Annotated in this window: 22 protein-coding genes; 7 read left to right on the forward strand and 15 right to left on the reverse strand. The window is 70.3% G+C overall.

The genetic code is table 11. The annotated features are described in order from the left end of the window. Nucleotides 1-62 precede the first annotated feature (62 nt). On the forward strand, nt 63-1052 hold the full coding sequence (locus tag EDF42_RS11215) for an o-succinylbenzoate synthase (protein ID WP_123672368.1): 990 nt from the start codon (nt 63-65) through the stop codon (nt 1050-1052). Between the two features lie 119 nt (nt 1053-1171). On the opposite strand, the gene ccsB is transcribed toward EDF42_RS11215, so the two are convergent. The 6 genes from ccsB to EDF42_RS11245 form a co-directional block, all read right to left on the reverse strand. Then, complete coding sequence (gene ccsB, locus EDF42_RS11220; RefSeq protein WP_123672492.1) at nt 1172-2200, reverse strand: c-type cytochrome biogenesis protein CcsB; 1029 nt, start codon at nt 2198-2200, stop codon at nt 1172-1174. A gap of 5 nt (nt 2201-2205) precedes the next feature. Beyond that, the gene (locus EDF42_RS11225) at nt 2206-3915 is read right to left on the reverse strand and encodes a cytochrome c biogenesis protein ResB (protein ID WP_260235391.1); all 1710 of its coding nucleotides are present in this window, start codon (nt 3913-3915) and stop codon (nt 2206-2208) included. After that, nucleotides 3899-4597 carry a cytochrome c biogenesis CcdA family protein gene (locus tag EDF42_RS11230; protein WP_123672494.1) on the reverse strand — a complete coding sequence of 233 codons (699 nt, stop codon included), beginning with the start codon at nt 4595-4597 and terminating at the stop codon, nt 3899-3901. Before EDF42_RS11230 ends, EDF42_RS11225 begins: the two co-directional genes overlap by 17 nt. A gap of 45 nt (nt 4598-4642) precedes the next feature. Then, nucleotides 4643-5299, reverse strand: coding sequence for a TlpA disulfide reductase family protein (locus tag EDF42_RS11235; protein ID WP_260212542.1), 657 nt, complete (start codon nt 5297-5299; stop codon nt 4643-4645). After that, the gene (locus EDF42_RS11240) at nt 5296-5952 is read right to left on the reverse strand and encodes a histidine phosphatase family protein (RefSeq protein WP_123672369.1); all 657 of its coding nucleotides are present in this window, start codon (nt 5950-5952) and stop codon (nt 5296-5298) included. Before EDF42_RS11240 ends, EDF42_RS11235 begins: the two co-directional genes overlap by 4 nt. A 68-nt stretch (nt 5953-6020) precedes the next feature. Then, on the reverse strand, nt 6021-7511 hold the full coding sequence (locus tag EDF42_RS11245; RefSeq protein WP_123672370.1) for a SulP family inorganic anion transporter: 1491 nt from the start codon (nt 7509-7511) through the stop codon (nt 6021-6023). 69 nt (nt 7512-7580) lie between these two features. Here EDF42_RS11245 and EDF42_RS11250 point away from each other — a divergent pair, with 69 nt between their 5' ends. Further along, the gene (locus tag EDF42_RS11250; RefSeq protein ID WP_111084475.1) at nt 7581-7955 is read left to right on the forward strand and encodes a MerR family transcriptional regulator; all 375 of its coding nucleotides are present in this window, start codon (nt 7581-7583) and stop codon (nt 7953-7955) included. Here EDF42_RS11250 and EDF42_RS18665 read toward each other — a convergent pair. Both EDF42_RS18665 and EDF42_RS11255 read right to left on the reverse strand, forming a co-directional pair. Further along, entirely contained in the window at nt 7944-8174 is a 231-nt protein-coding gene (locus EDF42_RS18665) for a hypothetical protein (RefSeq protein ID WP_148067757.1), read from the reverse strand. The two genes, EDF42_RS11250 and EDF42_RS18665, sit on opposite strands and share 12 nt — an antisense overlap. Next, nucleotides 8174-8458 carry a hypothetical protein gene (locus tag EDF42_RS11255; RefSeq protein WP_148067759.1) on the reverse strand — a complete coding sequence of 95 codons (285 nt, stop codon included), beginning with the start codon at nt 8456-8458 and terminating at the stop codon, nt 8174-8176. The genes EDF42_RS18665 and EDF42_RS11255 overlap by 1 nt, the downstream gene beginning before the upstream one ends. Before the next feature lie 227 nt (nt 8459-8685). Between EDF42_RS11255 and aspS the strand changes: the two genes are divergently transcribed. Next, nucleotides 8686-10026 carry an aspartate--tRNA(Asn) ligase gene (gene aspS, locus EDF42_RS11260; protein WP_123292088.1) on the forward strand — a complete coding sequence of 447 codons (1341 nt, stop codon included), beginning with the start codon at nt 8686-8688 and terminating at the stop codon, nt 10024-10026. A 184-nt stretch (nt 10027-10210) separates the two neighbouring features. Here the strand turns inward: aspS and EDF42_RS11265 are convergent, their stop codons facing one another. From EDF42_RS11265 to EDF42_RS11285, 5 genes are all read right to left on the reverse strand, one after another. Further along, a complete protein-coding gene (locus EDF42_RS11265) occupies nt 10211-10504 on the reverse strand; it encodes a Dabb family protein (protein ID WP_123338837.1) in 294 nt (97 codons plus the stop codon). After that, nucleotides 10501-10755 (reverse strand): glutaredoxin family protein, encoded by a 255-nt coding sequence (locus EDF42_RS11270; protein WP_123338836.1) that lies wholly within the window; start codon nt 10753-10755, stop codon nt 10501-10503. Before EDF42_RS11270 ends, EDF42_RS11265 begins: the two co-directional genes overlap by 4 nt. An 84-nt stretch (nt 10756-10839) precedes the next feature. Then, nucleotides 10840-10938, reverse strand: a complete 99-nt coding sequence (locus EDF42_RS11275) for a 30S ribosomal protein bS22 (RefSeq protein WP_003792170.1) — start codon at nt 10936-10938, stop codon at nt 10840-10842. A gap of 128 nt (nt 10939-11066) precedes the next feature. Further along, nucleotides 11067-11261, reverse strand: coding sequence for a helix-turn-helix domain-containing protein (locus EDF42_RS11280; protein WP_022902482.1), 195 nt, complete (start codon nt 11259-11261; stop codon nt 11067-11069). A gap of 100 nt (nt 11262-11361) precedes the next feature. After that, entirely contained in the window at nt 11362-11877 is a 516-nt protein-coding gene (locus EDF42_RS11285) for a helix-turn-helix transcriptional regulator (RefSeq protein WP_123292085.1), read from the reverse strand. 74 nt (nt 11878-11951) lie between these two features. Between EDF42_RS11285 and EDF42_RS11290 the strand changes: the two genes are divergently transcribed. Beyond that, complete coding sequence (locus EDF42_RS11290; protein ID WP_123672372.1) at nt 11952-13385, forward strand: TrkH family potassium uptake protein; 1434 nt, start codon at nt 11952-11954, stop codon at nt 13383-13385. A gap of 22 nt (nt 13386-13407) precedes the next feature. After that, nucleotides 13408-14073 (forward strand): TrkA family potassium uptake protein, encoded by a 666-nt coding sequence (locus EDF42_RS11295; RefSeq protein ID WP_111084290.1) that lies wholly within the window; start codon nt 13408-13410, stop codon nt 14071-14073. Nucleotides 14074-14085: 12 nt separating this feature from the next. On the opposite strand, the gene proC is transcribed toward EDF42_RS11295, so the two are convergent. Next, nucleotides 14086-14916, reverse strand: a complete 831-nt coding sequence (gene proC / locus EDF42_RS11300; protein ID WP_123672373.1) for a pyrroline-5-carboxylate reductase — start codon at nt 14914-14916, stop codon at nt 14086-14088. Nucleotides 14917-14980: 64 nt separating this feature from the next. Between proC and EDF42_RS11305 the strand changes: the two genes are divergently transcribed. Next, the gene (locus EDF42_RS11305) at nt 14981-15937 is read left to right on the forward strand and encodes a cation diffusion facilitator family transporter (protein WP_123338833.1); all 957 of its coding nucleotides are present in this window, start codon (nt 14981-14983) and stop codon (nt 15935-15937) included. A gap of 12 nt (nt 15938-15949) precedes the next feature. Here the strand turns inward: EDF42_RS11305 and EDF42_RS11310 are convergent, their stop codons facing one another. Next, the gene (locus EDF42_RS11310) at nt 15950-16381 is read right to left on the reverse strand and encodes a nucleoside deaminase (RefSeq protein WP_123672495.1); all 432 of its coding nucleotides are present in this window, start codon (nt 16379-16381) and stop codon (nt 15950-15952) included. 76 nt (nt 16382-16457) lie between these two features. On the opposite strand from EDF42_RS11310, the gene upp reads away from it, so the two are divergent. Next, nucleotides 16458-17093 (forward strand): uracil phosphoribosyltransferase, encoded by a 636-nt coding sequence (gene upp / locus EDF42_RS11315; RefSeq protein ID WP_111084293.1) that lies wholly within the window; start codon nt 16458-16460, stop codon nt 17091-17093. Nucleotides 17094-17238 lie beyond the last annotated feature (145 nt).

Consider the following 17238-nt stretch of genomic DNA (forward strand, 5'->3'; position numbering starts at 1 on the left):
TAATGCCCTGCCCTGGCGGTCCCCTCCGAGGAACCGGCAGGTGCCCTGGGTGCGGTGGGAAGATGGCCGACGTGCTCCCCGACCTCGCTGAACTCACCGCCGACGCGCACGTGGTCGCCCTGCCCATGCGGGTGCGGTTCCGCGGCATCACCACGCGCGAGGCGGTCGTCCTCCGCGGCCCCTCGGGCTGGACCGAGTTCTCGCCCTTCGTCGAGTACGACGACGCCGAGGCCGCCGCGTGGCTCCGGGGCGCGATCGACTTCGGGTGGACCGAGCACGAGGCCGCCGCCGACTCGGTGCCCGTGAACGCCACCGTGCCGGCGATCGCCCCGGACCAGGTCGCCGCGCTGCTCGCCCGGTACCCCGGCTGCACCACCGCAAAGGTCAAGGTCGCCGAACCCGGCACCACCGTCGACGACGACGTCGCCCGGGTCGCCGAGGTCCGACGGGTGATGGGCCCCGCGGCCGCCGTCCGGGTGGACGCCAACGGACTGTGGGGCGTCGACCAGGCCACCGAGGCGCTCGAACGCCTCGCCCCCTTCGACCTGCAGTACGCCGAGCAGCCCTGTCGGACCGTGCCGGAGCTCGCCGCGCTGCGGGCACGGATCGACGGCCTCGGGGTGCGGATCGCCGCGGACGAGAGCGTTCGCAAGGCCGCTGACCCCCTCGCCGTCGCACGAGCCGGAGCGGCTGACGTCCTGGTCGTCAAGGCACAACCGCTCGGGGGCATCACCGCGGCACGATCGGTCATCGCCGAGGCGGGATTGCCGTGCGTGGTCTCCAGCGCGCTCGACACCTCGGTGGGCCTCAGCATGGGCGCGTTCCTCGCCGCGGCTGCGATGTCCCCGGGGTACGCAGCCGGGCTCGGGACCGCCGCCATGTTCGCATCCGACGTCACCGCGGACCCGCTGCTGCCCGTCGGGGGGCGCGTGCCGGTGCGACGGGTCGCGGTGTCGGCGGACCTGCTCGACCGGAACGCCGCGTCGCCGGAGCGCACGGCGTGGTGGCTCGCGCGGGTGGCGCGGGTGCACGCCGTACTGGCCGCCGCGTAGACCCGTCTTCCCGGCCCTGCACGCGACCGGACGACGGACGGGAGGCACGGTGCCAGCTGGCACCGTGCCTCCCGTCCGGTCCTGGTCGTGACCAGAGCCGCGTCAGTGACGCGCGTCGCTCACAGGCCCGAGTAGCTGTGCAGGCCCTTGAAGAAGACGTTCACGACCGAGAAGTTGAACATCACGGCGGCGAAGCCGATGAGCGCCAGCCACGACGACCGCGCACCGCGCCAGCCGCGGGTCGCACGGGCGTGGATGTACCCGGCGTAGACGACCCAGATGATGAACGTCCAGACCTCCTTGGTGTCCCAACCCCAGTACCGGCCCCAGGCACGCTCCGCCCAGACCGCACCGGCGATCAGGGTGAAGGTCCAGAGGACGAAGCCGACGAGCAGGACGCGGTAGGTCAGGACCTCGAGGCGGTCGGCGTCCGGCAGGGTCGCCATGAAGCGGAGCTTGCCCGAGGCGGTCCGGCCCTGGCGGTACGTCTGCACGAGCTGCGCCACCGCGAGCCCCGCACCGAGCGCGAAGAACCCGGTGCCGGCGATCGCCACGAAGACGTGGATGACGAGCCAGTACGACTGCAGCGCCGGCTGCAGCGGCACGACGGGCACCCAGTAGTTCACCGTCGCGATGCCGAGCAGGATGATCGTCAGCCCGGTGATGAAGACGCCGAGGAACTTCAGGTTCTGCCAGAACTGCACGAGCAGGAAGATGAGCGTGATGAGCGCCGTGCCGGTGAGCGAGAACTCGAACATGTTGCCCCACGGCACACGGTCGGCCGCGATGCCGCGCAGGACCACGGAGCCGACGTGCAGCACCAGGGCGAGCACGGTCATGGCCATGCCGACGCGCTCGAACTTCGTGCCGCGCCCGGTCGAGCCGCCGGCGTTCGCCGGGGGTGCCGCGACCGGTTCGAGCACGACGGTGCCGCCCCGGACGGTGGCGACGGTCTTCGCCGAGCGGGCCGCGCCCACCGAGGCGGTCGCCGCAGCGTCGTCCGAGTCCGCACCAGCGTTCTTCGCCGCTGCCGTCACCTCACCGGAGCGTTTCGCCATGTCCAGCGCGAACGAGATGAACGCGATGACGTAGACCGCCATCGCGGAGTACGTCAGCACGACCGAGTAGGTCGCGAGGTTCGTGGTCATGTCGTTCACTGGGGCATCCTAACTCCGAGGTCCGACGTGTGGCGCTGTGCGATGTCCGCGACGGCCCGTTCGAGGTTGGGGTCCTCACCGCGGGCGAGGCCCGCGTACTCCAAGTCGTACTCGCCGTGCTCTGCACCCTTGCGGGGGACGACCTTCACCCACACGCGTCGGCGCGGGACGAAGAGCGACGTGAGCAGCCCGAGTGTGGAGAGCAGCGCGAAGGCGGCGACCCACGCCTGCGACGGGTCGTGGTGCACGTCGAGCGACACGTAGCGCTTGACGCCGTCGAAGGTGATCGACCCGGCACCGTTCGGCAGCTTCTTGGTCTGCCCGGGCTCGAGCGCGATGCTCGCCGTGTCGGACTGACGGCCGGCGATCTGCGTGAGGCCCTTGGTGTCGAGCGTGTAGACGCTCTGCGGCACGCCGCTGTCGAGGCCGAGGTCGCCGGTGTAGACCTGCAGCGTCAGCAGCGGGTTCTGCGTGTCCGGGTAGGCGCTCGTGTACGCACCCGAGGCGAGCTTCGACGCCGTCGGGTAGAAGAACCCGACCATGCCGAGCTGGTCCGGCAGCGCGTCCGGCACCTTGATGACGCCGGTGGACGTGTAGTTGGCGTCCTCGGGCAGGAACGGCACGACGTCCTGGAACGCCACGTTGCCCTCGCCGTCGCGCACCGTGACGTTCATCGCGTAGCCGTTGCCGAGCAGGTACACGTTGGTGCCGCCCACGTGCAGCGGGTCGTTCACGCCCAGACGGCTGGTCGTCGAATCGCCGCCCTTCTCCTTGCTCGTCACGGTCGCCGAGTAGTCGAGCGCCTGGCCGAGGGCGTCGAGGTTGCGCTCCTCGTACTTCGTGACGAACTTGTCGAGCGTCAGGTTGTAGCCCTTGAGGTCGGTCTGCTGGAACCAGCGACCCGGGTTGAACGAGTCGTAGGAGCCGAGGACGTTCGAGAACGTCTGCCCCTCGACCAGCAGCCGCTGGCCGGTGAACCCGAACCCGCCGCCGACACCGACGGCCAACAGGACACCGACGAGCGCCGCGTGGAACACCAGGTTGCCGGTCTCGCGCAGGTAGCCGCGCTCCGCGCTCACCGAGTCGCCGAAGCGCTCGACGCGGTACCCGGAGCGCTTCAGGATCGCCATCGCGCGCGTCACCGCGTGCTCGCTGGACGGGAGGCCCGTGGCCGCGTCGATCCCGGTGGTGCCGTCGATCATCGCGTCGGGTTGCACCGCCACGGTGCGGAAGCCCGCCAGTCGCGTGAGGCGGACCGGGGTCCGGGGTGGACGGGTCCGGAGCGCCTGCCAGTGGTGCTTCGTGCGGGGCACGATGCAGCCGATCAGGGAGACGAACAGCAGCAGGTAGATCGCCGAGAACCACACCGAGGTGTAGGTGTCGAAGACCTGCAGCTTGTCGAGGATCGGGTAGAGCGTCGCGTGGTCGGCCTTGTACTGGACGACACCGTTCGGGTCGGCGGTGCGCTGCGGCACGAGCGAGCCCGGGATCGCCGCGAGGGCGAGCAGCATGAGCAGGAACAGCGCGGTGCGCATGCTCGTGAGCTGTCGCCAGAAGAACCGGAGGGTGCCGACGAAGCCGAGCTTCGGCTGGTTGATGCCGGCGTCGCCGGGGCCGAAGCCGTCGACGTGGTCGGACGGTCGCTGCGGGTCCGACGCGGTGTCGGCGCCCGTCGCTTCGGTTTCGGGATCAGACCGCGGGGACAAAGCTCTGGATCACCGCCCCGACGCTCGACATGACGGCCGACCAGATTCCGGTGACCATGAGCAGACCGATGACGATCAGGATCGCTCCTCCGATGATGTTGACGGTGCGCATGTGCCGCTTCACAGCGCGGATCGCACCGGTCGCCCAGCCGGCCCCGAGGGCGACGAGGACGAACGGGACGCCGAGGCCCAGGCAGTACGCGACGCCGAGCCACATGCCCTGCCAGGCACTGCCCGACTGCACGCTGAGCAGGTTGATGGCCGCGAGGGTCGGGCCGAGGCACGGGGTCCAGCCGAGGCCGAACACGATGCCGAGCAGCGGTGCGCCGACGAGTCCGGTCGCGGGCGTCCAGCTCGGCTTGATGGTGCGCTGCATGAACGTGAACCGGCCGACGAACACCAGCCCCATCGCGATGACGACGACACCCAGGATCTGCGTGATGAGGTCGCGCCACCGCACGAGCCAGAACCCGAGCGCGCCGAACACCGTCGTGTACGCGACGAAGACCGCCGTGAAGCCGAGGATGAACAGGAGCACGCCGAGCACGACCCGCCCACGGCGCTGCCCGCCCTCGGCGATCCCACCGACGTACCCGAGGTAGCCGGGCACGAGCGGGAGCACGCAGGGCGACAGGAACGAGACGAGTCCCGCGAGCGCCGCCACGGGCAGCGCAACGGCCATCTGGCCGCTCAGGATCGCCTCGGCGAAGGGGTTGGAGGCCACGGGTCAGGAGGCCTTGCCGGCGTCGACTTCGTCGCTGATCAGGGTCTTCAGGATGCTCGTGCCGTCGACGGCGCCGAGCACACGGGCAGCCACGCGGCCCTTGGTGTCGAGGACGATCGTGGCCGGCACGGCGTTCGGGGCGATCTGACCGGACAGGGCGAGCTGCATCGTGCCGGTCTTCTGGTCGAGGACGGTCGGGTAGTCGACGCCGAAGGTGCGCTCGAAGGCGGCTGCGGTCGCTGCCTCGTCGCGGACGTTGACGCCGATGAACGCGACGTCGTCGGCACCGGCGTAGGACTCGTGCACCTCGTTGAGGTACTTCGCCTCGGCGCGGCACGGCGGGCAGCTCGCGTACCAGAAGTTCAGGACGACGACCTTGCCCTTGAGGTCCTTCGACGAGACGGTGTCGCCGTCGGAGTCCTTCGCCTCGAAGTCGACCGCGTCGGACCGCTTGTCGGCGGTGACCTCGGTCACCGCGCCGTCGCCGGAGATGTAGTTCTGGGTGGTGCCGTTGCCGTACTGCTTGGCGAGGCCACCGTTGTCCGACGAGCACCCGGACAGGACGAGCGCCGCGGCGACCGCCGTCGCTGCGAGGACCGCGAACCGCTTGCTGATGACGCTCACACTGCGCGTGCCGTTCACACTGCTCGTGCCGTTCACACTGCTCCTTCGTCGATGGCGGTCGCGCGCAGCTCCTGCGCGGGATCCGTGTACCCGACCTCGGTGAACCGACCGGTCGACGTGGCGGGTACCCGTTCGACGGTCGTGATGCTCGACAGGTCGCAGCGGCGCCTGCGTGGATCGTGCCAGAGCGACTCCCCCGCGAGCTTCCGGTGGACCGTCCAGATCGGCAGCTGGTGGCTGACCAGGACGACGTCGCCGCCGTCCACGCTCTCCCACGCCGTGGTCATCGCCGCGAGCATGCGGTTCGCGATCGACTCGTACGCCTCGCCCCAGCTCGGCCGGAACGGGTTCGCGATCCAGGGCCACTCCGCCGGACGGCCGAGCGAACGCTTCGTGAAGCCCGGAGGCTGCCCCTCGTAACGGTTCGTCGGCTCGATGAGGCGCTCGTCCAGCGTGACGTCGAGCCCGTACGCGGCCGACCACGGCGCCGCGGACTCCTGCGTGCGCTGCAGCGGCGAGGCGACGATCCGGCGCACGTCGACACCGGCGTCCTTCCACGTGGTCGCCGAGGCGAGGGCCATCTGCTTGCCGAGGTCGCTCAGTCCGAAGCCCGGGAGCCGCCCGTACAGGACGCGGTCGGGGTTGTGCACCTCACCGTGCCGGACGAGGTGGAGTCGGGTGGCGGGCATGGGTTCCAGTGTAGGTCGCCCACCGGTGCTCACCGGCCCCACAGCCGATTCACCGGATGCGGAAGCGCTCAGCCGAGCTCGCCCGACAACCGCCCGTGGATGGCCACCGACCCGGTGTTCAGGCCCACGACCTCGACCGTGGACCCGTGCTTGGCGAACCGCTGCTCGACGCCGTCCAGCGCCGCGACCGTCGAGGCGTCGAAGACGTGCGCGTCGGACAGGTCGATGACCACGTGCTCCGGGTCGTCGGCGTAGGAGAACCGCGTGACGAGGTCGTTCGACGACGCGAAGAACAGGGCGCCGCGCACCCGGTACCGCACGGTGTGCTCGTCGACCGGCTCGCGGACGACGGTGACGACGTGCGCCGCCCGGCGAGCGAAGACCAGTGCTGCGACGACGACCCCGACGAGCACGCCGGTCGCGAGGTTCTCGGTCACGACGACCACCACGACGGTGATCAGCATGACGGCGGTCTCCCCGAGGGGCATCCGCCGCAGGGTTCGCGGACGGATGCTGTGCCAGTCGAAGGTCGCCACGCACACCATGAGCATCACGGCGGTCAGCGCGGCCATCGGGATCTCCGCCACGAGGTCGTGCAGCACGATCGTCAGGACGAGTACGGAAGCACCGGCGACGAAGGTCGAGATCCGGGTCCGTGCGCCCGCGGTCTTCACGTTGATGACCGTCTGGCCGATCATCGCGCAACCACCCGTACCGCCGAAGAACGCCGACGCGATGTTGGCGACGCCCTGCCCCCAGGACTCCCGCCACTTGCTCGAGCCGGTCTCGGTGATGGAGTCGACGAGCTGCGCGGTCAACAGGGTCTCGATGAGGCCGACGATCGCGACGCCGAACGCGTAGGGCGCGATGATCTGCAGCGTCTCGAAGGAGAACGGGGTGACGATGCCGTTGAACCCGGGCAGTGCGGTGGGCAGTTCGCCCTCGTCGCCGACCGTGGGGACGACGACGCTGAAGAGCATGGTGATGCCGGTGATCACGACGACCGCGATGAGCGGCGCCGGGACGGCCTTGGTCAGGAACGGGAAGCCGACGATGATCGCGATGCCGAGGGCGGTGAGCGGCCAGACGATGAACGGGACGTCGGGGCCGAGCAGGTTGGGCAGTTGCGCGGTGAAGATGAGGATGGCCAACGCGTTGACGAACGCCACGTTGACGCTGCGCGGGATGAAGCGCATCAGGCGCGCGACCCCGAGGAACCCGAGCACGAGCTGGAACACGCCACCGAGCACGATCGCGGGCACGAGGTACTCGATGCCGTGTTCGCGGACGAGCGGCGCGATGACCAGGGCCACCGAACCGGCCGCGGCGGACACCATCGCTGGACGGCCGCCGACGATCGAGATGACGACGGCGATGATGACGCTCGAGAACAGGCCCACCGCGGGGTCGACCCCGGCGACGACGGAGAACGAGATCGCCTCGGGGATGAGCGCGAGCGCGGTGACGACACCGGCGAGGACCTCGCGGGTCAGCATGCGGGGTGAGCGGAGGGCGGTGAGGACGCTCGGGGCCGCCGGCGCGTGTGTGATCACGGACATTGCTCGGAACTCTACCCTCACGTGAGGGTAGAGTTGTGCACCGTGAGCACCACCGACACCCCGGACACGATGCACATCGGCGAGCTGGCGGACCGTGCCGGCATGTCCCTGCGGACGATCCGCCACTACGACGAGGTCGGGCTGCTCGTGCCGAGCGGCCGCACCACGGGCGGGTTCCGGGTCTACACCGCGCAGGACCTGGACCGGCTGCTCGTGATCCGCCGCATGAAGCCACTCGGGTTCACGCTCGACGAGATGGCGGACCTGCTGCGGGTCGTCGATGCGCTGGCGGCGAAGGACCCCGACGACGAGCCAGCGCTGGCTGCACGCCTCGACGAGTACCTCGACGACGCCCGGGCCCGGCACGCCAAGCTCGTCGAGCGCGCCGGCATGGCCGAGGAGTTCATCGGCACCCTGGGGTCACTCCGCGCTTCACTCCCCTGACACCCCGCTGTCCTCGGCGAGCACCCGAGCCCGCATGCGCTGCCGCTCGAGCTCGAGCTTCAGCTCTCCTTCTTCGACGTGCAGCTGCCAGTCGATCGCTCCTCGTTGCGCCCAGTCCCACATGCTCTCGCCGGGCGCAGGACCGATGTGCGGCCGCTCGGCAGGAGCCGCTTCCTTCCGTACCAGTTCTCGCCAAGCACGACGCAGACGAGTCGTCATCACGGTCTCCTCTTCTCGATGAACAGTTCCGCCAGCACCCTTGCAGCGGGTTCTTCTCCGGCGGGCACTTTTTGCATGTCGTACATCGCCTGCGCCAGACTGCGTCCGATCTCGCGACGTCCGACCTCTCTCGCAGTGATCAGGTCGAAGACCACCGTCAGCCGCGTCCAGTAGCGGTCCCGCTGCTCGCGCGCGACGTCCCGCCGCCACCGGATGACCGCCCACAGCCCACCGACGAACGCCGCGAGCAGCGTGAACGCCGCCGTGCACAGCGCTGCTGCCACGACCGCGACCGCCGCAGGCGGCCAGGTCGCGAGCTCCCCCGTCCCCGTCCCCACCCGGTCCCCCTCTCGTCTCGCGACCCGGCCACGTCGAGAACGCTACGGACCCGCGTGACGCCCCACGGGCCTCCCGGTCAGACCTGTGGACGACGCCGGAAGCGGGCCGCCCTGTGGAGGGGAACACCCTGCGGACCGACGCCGCCGGACGCAGACGGTTAGACTCGACCACCGTGATCGAACGCACCCGCATCGCCGACCTCGCTGCCCTCCCCGACGGCCCCGTCTCCGTGGCCGGATGGGTCGAGACCGTCCGAGACCAGAAGAAGGTGCAGTTCGTCGTCCTCCGCGACGAATCCGGCGCCGTCCAGCTCGTTAACCCCGCCACGCGCGAGGCCGAGGACGGTGACGACGCCGCCCAGGCCGCGCTCGCCACCACCACCGAGATCTCGGCCCTCGCCCACGGCACCTTCATCCACGCCACCGGCACCCTGAAGCACGACGAGCGCGTCAAGCTCGGCGGGCTCGAGGTCAAGGTCGGCACGCTCGAGGTGGTGAGCGCCGCGATCCCGGAGACCCCGATCGCCGACGACTCGTCGCTCGACAAGCGGCTCGACTGGCGCTTCCTCGACCTGCGCAACCGCAAGCAGAACCTCATCTTCCGCATCCAGACGACGCTGGAGCACGCCTTCCGCACCTACTGGGTGGACCGCGACTACATCGAGATCCACACCCCGAAGCTGATGGCGTCGGCGTCCGAGTCGCGCGCCGAGCTCTTCCAGCTCGAGTACTTCGAGACGACCGCCTACCTGGCGCAGTCGCCGCAGAACTTCAAGCAGATGGCCCAGCCGGCCGGCTTCGGCGCCGTGTTCGAGATCGCCGACGCGTTCCGCGCGGACCCCTCCTTCACGAGCCGCCACGCGACCGAGTTCACGAGCGTCGACGCCGAGTTCTCGTGGATCGAGTCCCACGAAGACGTCATGGCGATGCACGAAGAGGTCCTGGTCGCCGGCATCACCGCGGTCAAGGAGAAGTACGGCAAGGACATCGAGGAGGTCTTCGGCTTCGAGCTGCAGGTCCCCGCGACCCCGTTCCCCCGCGTGACCCTGGCCGAGGCCCGGAAGATCGTGGCCGACAGCGGACACGACGTCGTCCGCGCCGACGGCGACCTGGACCCCGAGGGCGAGCGCCGCGTCGCCGCCTGGGCCAAGGAGCACCACGGGTCGGAGTTCGTCTTCGTCACCGAGTACGACGCCTCGATCCGGCCGTACTACCACATGCGGAAGCCCGGCGACCCGTCGCTCACGAACAGCTACGACCTCATCTTCAACGGCGCGGAGATCTCCACGGGCGCACAGCGCGAGCACCGCGTCGACGTGCTCGAGGCACAGGCCGTCGAGAAGGGCCTCGACCCCGAGGAGCTCGGCTGGTACCTCGACTTCTTCCGCTACGGCGTGCCGCCGCACGGTGGGTTCGGCATGGGCCTCGCGCGCGTGCTCATGCTCATGTTGGGTGAGCCGTCCATCCGCGAGGTCACGTACCTCTTCCGGGGACCGACGCGCCTGACGCCGTAGTCACGTCACGCGTCGCCCCGCGCGAGCGCACGTCGCGCGGCGCCCGCGCGAGCGCACGTCGCGCGGCGCCCGCGCGAGCGCACATGGTGAACAGGAATGGTCGCCTCCCGATGTGGGAGGCGACCATTTCTGCTCACGAAGCGCCGCGGCGCACGCAGCGCCGGGGGCGGACGGGAGGCCCGGCTCAGCGCTGCCAGTCGATGGCAGCCCGCCCCGTGACCAGTCCACGGATCTCGGCTGCGGCAGCCTGGTGGTCCGGGTGCACCTGGTACTCGTCGAGTCCGGCGAGGTCGTCGAACGACGCGACGACGGCGACGTCGCTGTTCTTCTCCGGGTAGGCGACGTTCTCGACGACCTCGAGCGAACGGATCGACCCGATGGTGCCGGTCAGGCCGGTCAGGAGTTCACGGATCCGGGCGATGGACGCGGCGCGGTCGAGGTCTTCGCGCAGGGTCCAGGCGACGACGTGGGAGATCATGCGGGGGAACCGGCCTTCTCGAGGGCACGTGCGAGCCGGTCGGCGTCGACGTGCCAGTTGCTGTGGACGCGCCCGTCGACCAGCACGACGGGGATGTCCTCCGCGTACTCCTGGCGGAGGGCGTCGTCGTCGAGGATCGAGCGTTCCTGCAGCGTCACGCCGGGGTGTTCGGCGACGACGCGTTCGACCACGGGCCGTGCGTCGTCGCAGAGGTGGCATCCGGGCTTCGTCAGGAACGTCACTGCGGGCATGGCTCCAGCGTAGCCCGCGGTCCGCGTCCCCTGGGGAATGCGAAAGCCCCGGCGAACCGGGGCTTGACGCTGCAGGCTCGGGGCCTACTTCTTGTTGCGACGCTGGTGGCGCGTCTTGCGAAGCAGCTTGCGGTGCTTCTTCTTCGCCATGCGCTTGCGACGCTTCTTGATGACAGAACCCATGTGGACCTCGCTCGGACTGTGCTGATGTATCGGACACCGGGCCGTCGAGACCGCGGAAAATCAACCCGGCCGAGTCTACCGGAGGGCTGACGCGATGTCGAACGCGCCCGGAACGGACGGGTGTGCGCTCAGCCGACGTCTGCGATGCCGCCGCGCAGCACGTCGGCGACGGCTGACTCGGGGACACGGAAGGACCGGCCGAAACGGATGGCGGGGAGCTCACCGGCGTGGACCATGCGGTACACGGTCATCTTCGAGACACGCATCATCTCGGCGACCTCAGCGACGGTGAGGAAGCGCACGTCGTCGAAACTGCCGGTCATGATCCGCCTTCGGTGGCTCGCACGCGATCCGCGCACGGGTTTGGTGTGACCTGTGTGGTCACTGGTAACTGTAGAGGCGCGTGCGACCCAGTGTCCAGGTTCAGTCTTCGTCGCCGCGGCGCGTGAAGCGCTTGCGGCTGCGGTCGACGACACGCTCCCAGCCCTGCTGCGCACCGGAGATCGCCGCGGTGGCCCGGTAGGACGCCTCGGCCATGACACGCCCGAGCTCGGTCCCGACCTCGACGGTGGTCTTGCCGGCCGCACCGTTCCGGCGGACGGACACGGGCTGACCGTCGGGGGTCCAGGCCGTGGTCGCGGGCATGCCGTCGGCGTCGACCGCGCCGGTGAACGGCAGGACCCAGTCCTCCAGCGACACGAGCGGTTCCGGGTCGAGCCGGTAGAAGCGGTGCTGCCCTTCTTCGCGGCTGGTGACGAGCCCGATGTCGCGCAGGACCCGGAGGTGCTTCGACACCGTCGGCTGGCTGACGCCCAGTCGTTCGACCAGTTGCCCGACGCTGAGTTCCCCGCCGGTGACGTCCGATCCGTACGCGGCCAGGAGGGTCCCGAGCAGCTCGCGCCTCGTGGGGTCCGCCACGACGGAGAAGATGTCGGCCATGCGGGCAAGGCTAGCCGGGGCACCACGGATGTACCATGACGAACCGTCCCGGCCCATGTCCTCGGAGGCATACGATGCTCGACCGTACCGAGCCGCTCCCGCGGCACGTGACCGTCACCCGACGACGCGGCGGACGGATCGCGACGGTCCTGCGCTCGTCGCCGTCACGTCTGGCGATCCTGGTGTTCGTCGCGCTCATCTTCGTGTTCACAGCGCTGTTCATGACCCCGTGGGCGGCGGCCGACGGTGCCGGCACGCACTTCTCCGACGCGCTGTTCACGGCGGCCTCCGTGGTCTGCGTCACGGGCCTCGCGACCGTCGACATGGCCACGCACTGGTCGGTGTTCGGCAAGGTCCTCGTGGTGATCGGGACGCAGATCGGTGCGGTGGGCGTCCTGACCTTCGCGTCGATCCTCGGGCTCTTCGTGACCCGCAAGCTCGGGCTCCGCGCGAAGCTGATGGCCGCCGGCGACTCGAACCCGCTCCGCACCCACCACGGGGCCGTCCCCGAGGGGCAGGCCGTCCGCCTCGGCGAGGTCGGCACCCTGCTCGCCACGGTCGCGGTGAGCACCCTGTCGATCGAGATCGTCCTCGGCCTGCTGCTGCTGCCGTCCGTGCTGATCGCCGGCATCCCGTTCTGGACCGCGGTCGGTGACTCCTTCTACTACGCCGCCATGGCGTTCACGAACACCGGCTTCTCACCGAACGCGGACGGTCTCGACCCGTTCGCCCACGACTACTGGTTCCTGACGCTCCTGATGATCGGTGTCGTCGCAGGGTCGATCGGCTTCCCGGTCATCCGCACCCTGACGAAGCAACTCCGCTCGCCGCGCCGCTGGCCCATCCACGTCAAGCTCACGCTGGCCACGAGCGCCGTCCTGCTCGTCGGCGGTGCGATCGTCTACACCGCGCTCGAGGCGTCGAACCCGACGACCTTCGGCGAGGAAGGGGCCGGCCGGACCGCGTTCCAGGCCCTCTTCCTGTCGACGATGACCCGGTCCGGTGGCTTCTCCCTCGTCGACTTCGACCAGCTGAACGGCTCGAGCCTGCTCGTCACCGACATGCTCATGTTCATCGGCGGCGGCTCGGCGTCGACCGCCGGCGGCATCAAGGTCACGACGCTCGCGGTGCTGTTCCTCGCCGCGGTCGCCGAGGCCCGGGGCCGGCAGAGCATGGAGGCGTTCGGGCGCCGCATCCCGAGCGACGTGCTGCGGGTCGCGGTCGCCATCGTGCTCTGGGGCGCGACGATCGTGGCCGTCGCGACCGTGGTGCTCCTGCAGATCACGGACGATTCGCTCGACCGGGTCCTGTTCGAGGTGATCTCGGCGTTCTCCACCAGTGGGCTGTCCTCGGGTGTGTCCGCGAACCTGCCCGAGTCCGGCAAGTACGTCCTGGCCGCCACCATGTTCCTCGGCCGGGTCGGTACAGTGACCATCGCCGCAGCCCTGGCCGCGAGTCAGAGCCGGCAACTGTTCCGCCGTCCCGAGGAGAGGCCGATCGTTGGCTGACCGAACCCGTCCCCCGCACCCGATGGGTGCGATCAGTCACGACGCACCCGTGCTCGTCATCGGCCTCGGCCGGTTCGGCGCCGCCACCGCCGGTCAGCTCGAACGGCAGGACCGCGAGGTGCTGGTCGTCGACACCGACCCGGGCCTGGTGCAGAAGTGGTCCGACCGGGTCACGCACGCCGTGCAGGCCGATGCGACCGACATCGACGCCCTGCGCCAGATCGGTGCGCAGGACTTCGCGATCGCGGTCGTCGGCACGGGCAGCGACCTGGAGTCGAGCGTGCTGATCACCGCGAACCTGGTCGACCTCGGCATCCCGCAGATCTGGGCGAAGGCCATCAGCCGGTCGCACGGCACGATCCTGTCCCGCATCGGCGCGAACCACGTCGTCTACCCGGAGCGCGAGGCCGGCGAGCGCACGGCGCACCTGGTGTCCGGGCGCATGCTCGACTTCATCGAGTTCGACGACGACTTCGCGGTGGTGAAGATGTTCCCGCCGCGGGCGGTGCGCGGCAAGGACCTCGCGACCACGGTGATCCGCACGCGGTTCGGTCTGACGGTGCTCGGCATCAAGCCGCCGGGCAGCCCGTTCGTGCCGGCGACCCCGGAGAGCATCATCGGCGAGAACGACGTGATCATCGTCTCGGGGTCCGAGACGGACCTGGAGCGCTTCGCCGCCTACGAGTAGTCCCGGACGCGGCTAGGACGCCGCGATCTCCTCCGCGCGAGCGATCGCCGCACGCGACGCGCGCAGGAAGGTGTCGGCGAGGTCGGCGTCCTGCAGCACCGCGACGGCCCGCTCGGTGGTGCCCTTCGGGCTCGTGACGGCGCGCCGCAGGTCTGCGGGTCCGCGATCCGACCGGTCGAGCAGCTCGACGGCACCCCGGAGCGTGCCCTGCACCATCGTGGCCGCCTGCTCCGGGCTGAAGCCCAGCGCCTCGGCGGATCGCTGCCACTCCTCGACGAGCAGGAAGACGTAGGCCGGGCCCGAGCCGGACACCGCCGACAGGGCGTCGAGCTGCTCCTCGGGCACCTCGATCACCCGTCCTGACGCCGTGAACACCGACGACGCGAGCGCGACGGCCTCGGCGTCCGCCGAGGCGCCGGCGCTGATGCCGGTGACGCCGTGGCCCACGCCGATCGGGGTGTTCGGCAGGGCACGGACGACCCGGACGCCGGCGGGCACCCGAGCCTCCATGCTCGCGGTGGTGGTGCCGACCGCGACGCTGACCAGCACCGCACCGGGCTCCAGGTCGGCGGCGACCTCGTCGAGCAGGTCCGCGATCATGTACGGCTTCACACCGACGACGACGAGTGCCGCGCCACGGACGGCCGAGCGGTTCGCGTCGGGGTCGGTGTCACTCGCGGTGGCGTCGAGCCCGCGCTCCCGGTGGGCGGCCGCCGACGCCTCGGACTTCGTCGTGAGGGTCACGGTCGCCGGATCGAGTCCGGCGGCGAGCAGGCCGTCGAGGACCGAGCCGGACATGGAGCCGACGCCGAGCAGGGCGGTACGGGGCAGGTCGATCGTCATGCTCCCGACCCTACCGACCGGCCTCGCCTAGGATCGTCTTCCAGATCGGGAGAAGGGGACAGCTGTGAGCGCTTCAGGAGGCACGAAGGCGATCCTCGCCGCACTCGGTGCGAACGTCGGCATCGCGATCGTGAAGTTCGTCGCGGCGGCGATCAGCGGGTCCGCGTCGATGCTGGCCGAGGGTGTGCACTCCCTGGCCGACTCCGCGAACCAGCTCCTCCTGCTGCTCGGTGGTCGCCGGGCGCGCCGCGCTGCCGACGAGGAGCACCCGTTCGGCTACGGCCGCGAGCGCTACGTCTACGCCTTCGTCGTCTCGATCATCCTGTTCTCCGTCGGCGGCGTCTTCTCGCTCTACGAGGGCATCGAGAAGCTCGCCCACCCGCACCCGCTCGAGAACTGGTGGCTGCCGCTCGTCGTGCTCGTCATCGCGATCGGGCTCGAGGGCTTCTCGCTCCGCACCGCGCTGCAGGAGGCCCGCCCGCAGAAGGGCACGCTCAGCTGGGTCCAGTTCGTCCGCCGAGCCAAGGCCCCGGAGCTGCCCGTCGTCATGCTCGAGGACACCGCGGCACTGCTCGGCCTGGTGTTCGCACTCTTCGGCGTCGGGCTGACCGCGATCACCGGGAACGGGGTCTTCGACGCGATCGGCACGATCTTCATCGCCGCCCTGCTCATCGCCGTCGCGGTCGTCCTGGGCATCGAGACGAAGAGCCTCCTCGTCGGGGAAGGCGCGACCGCCGCCGACGTCGAGCGGATCAAGCACGCGGTGCTCGACGGCCCGGAGGTCGACTCGATCATCCACATCAAGACCCTGTACCTCGGTCCGGACGAGCTGATGGTCGGCGTGAAGGTCGCCGTCGACGGCGACCGCCGCCTGGGAGACGTCGCCGCGGGCATCGACACGGTCGAGCACCGGGTGCGATCCGCGGTGCCGATCGCCCGGGTCATCTACGTCGAGCCCGACGTGCTCCGCACCGGTCCGCGCCCGCCGACCGAGGCGATCGTCATCCTCACCGCTGACTGAGCGACGCCCGGCTCAGCGCCGCCCGGCGAAGAACGCGTCGAGCAGCGCGGCGCACTCGCGTTCGAGCACGCCGCCGACGACCTCGGAGCGGTGCGGCAGCCGGCGGTCCCTGGCGATGTCGTAGACGCTGCCGGTCGCGCCTGCCTTCGGGTCCCAGGCGCCGAACACGACCCGCGGCACACGTGCGGCCAGGATCGCCCCGGCGCACATCGGGCACGGCTCGAGCGTCACGACGAGCGTGTGCTGGTCGAGGTGCCAGTCCCCCGTGACCGCAGCGGCCGCGCGGAGCGCGAGCACCTCGGCGTGGGCGGTCGGGTCCTGCAGCGCCTCACGCTCGTTCCGGCCGACGGCGACGACCACGCCGTCGCGGTCGAGCACCACCGCCCCCACGGGCACGTCGCCGGTCGCCAGGCAGGCCCGGGCCTCGTCGAGCGCGCGCTGCATCGCCGGGACGAACGGACGGGCAGCGGGCGCTTCCACGGGACCTCCAGGTGGTCGGCAGCACGGTAGGCTCGACCCTATGCGAGTCCACGTCGCCGACCACCCGCTCATCACCCACAAGCTCTCGGTGCTCCGCGACCGGACCACACCCTCCCCCACGTTCCGCGCCCTGACCGAAGAGCTCGTCACGCTCCTCGCGTACGAGGCCACGCGGAACGTCCGGGTCACCGCGACGCCCATCGACACCCCCGTGGCGCACACCATGGGCGTCTCGATCGCCAAGCCGCGTCCGCTCGTCGTCCCGATCCTGCGCGCCGGCCTCGGCATGCTCGAGGGCATGGTCAAGCTCGTGCCGACGGCCGAGGTCGGGTTCCTCGGCATGGCCCGCAACGAGGAGACGCTCGAGCCGCAGACCTACGCCGAGCGCCTGCCCGACGACCTGTCCGGCCGTCAGTGCTTCGTGCTCGACCCGATGCTGGCCACCGGCGGGACCCTCGCCGCTGCCATCGACTTCCTGTTCGCACGCGGTGCCGAGGAGATCACCTGCGTGTGCATCCTCGGTGCGCCGGAGGGACTCGCCATGGTCGAAGAGGCCGTTGGCGACCGAAACGTCTCGATCGTCCTCGGCGCCCTCGACGAGAAGCTCGACGAGAACGGCTACATCGTGCCCGGTCTCGGCGACGCCGGCGACCGCCTCTACGGTCTGGCCGAGTAGGCAGTCGACGTCACCGACGATCGACGGGAGGCCCGTGGCGACACCGCCACGGGCCTCCCGTCGTCCGTCAGCCCGGTCCACCGCCACCGGTGCGCGGAACGCACCGTCTGCTCGGACGGTTGACACCACCTTGGTATACCGCCGA

The sequence above is a fragment of the Curtobacterium sp. PhB172 genome, from assembly GCF_003752545.1.
In the GTDB taxonomy this organism is placed as follows: domain Bacteria; phylum Actinomycetota; class Actinomycetes; order Actinomycetales; family Microbacteriaceae; genus Curtobacterium.

Coding starts and splice junctions, on each gene's coding strand:
- EDF42_RS11230 (WP_123672494.1), bottom strand. CDS start 4,597: ATGGCCGTTGCGCTGCCCGTGGCGGCGCTCGCGGGACTCGTCTCGTTC.
- ccsB (WP_123672492.1), bottom strand. CDS start 2,200: ATGACCACGAACCTCGCGACCTACTCGGTCGTGCTGACGTACTCCGCG.
- EDF42_RS18665 (WP_148067757.1), bottom strand. CDS start 8,174: ATGACGACTCGTCTGCGTCGTGCTTGGCGAGAACTGGTACGGAAGGAA.
- EDF42_RS11215 (WP_123672368.1), top strand. CDS start 63: ATGGCCGACGTGCTCCCCGACCTCGCTGAACTCACCGCCGACGCGCAC.
- EDF42_RS11295 (WP_111084290.1), top strand. CDS start 13,408: ATGGGTGCGATCAGTCACGACGCACCCGTGCTCGTCATCGGCCTCGGC.
- EDF42_RS11265 (WP_123338837.1), bottom strand. CDS start 10,504: ATGATCTCCCACGTCGTCGCCTGGACCCTGCGCGAAGACCTCGACCGC.
- EDF42_RS11250 (WP_111084475.1), top strand. CDS start 7,581: ATGCACATCGGCGAGCTGGCGGACCGTGCCGGCATGTCCCTGCGGACG.
- EDF42_RS11240 (WP_123672369.1), bottom strand. CDS start 5,952: ATGCCCGCCACCCGACTCCACCTCGTCCGGCACGGTGAGGTGCACAAC.
- EDF42_RS11310 (WP_123672495.1), bottom strand. CDS start 16,381: ATGCAGCGCGCGCTCGACGAGGCCCGGGCCTGCCTGGCGACCGGCGAC.
- EDF42_RS11275 (WP_003792170.1), bottom strand. CDS start 10,938: ATGGGTTCTGTCATCAAGAAGCGTCGCAAGCGCATGGCGAAGAAGAAG.
- upp (WP_111084293.1), top strand. CDS start 16,458: ATGCGAGTCCACGTCGCCGACCACCCGCTCATCACCCACAAGCTCTCG.
- EDF42_RS11270 (WP_123338836.1), bottom strand. CDS start 10,755: ATGCCCGCAGTGACGTTCCTGACGAAGCCCGGATGCCACCTCTGCGAC.
- proC (WP_123672373.1), bottom strand. CDS start 14,916: ATGACGATCGACCTGCCCCGTACCGCCCTGCTCGGCGTCGGCTCCATG.
- EDF42_RS11290 (WP_123672372.1), top strand. CDS start 11,952: ATGCTCGACCGTACCGAGCCGCTCCCGCGGCACGTGACCGTCACCCGA.
- EDF42_RS11285 (WP_123292085.1), bottom strand. CDS start 11,877: ATGGCCGACATCTTCTCCGTCGTGGCGGACCCCACGAGGCGCGAGCTG.
- EDF42_RS11245 (WP_123672370.1), bottom strand. CDS start 7,511: ATGTCCGTGATCACACACGCGCCGGCGGCCCCGAGCGTCCTCACCGCC.
- EDF42_RS11280 (WP_022902482.1), bottom strand. CDS start 11,261: ATGACCGGCAGTTTCGACGACGTGCGCTTCCTCACCGTCGCTGAGGTC.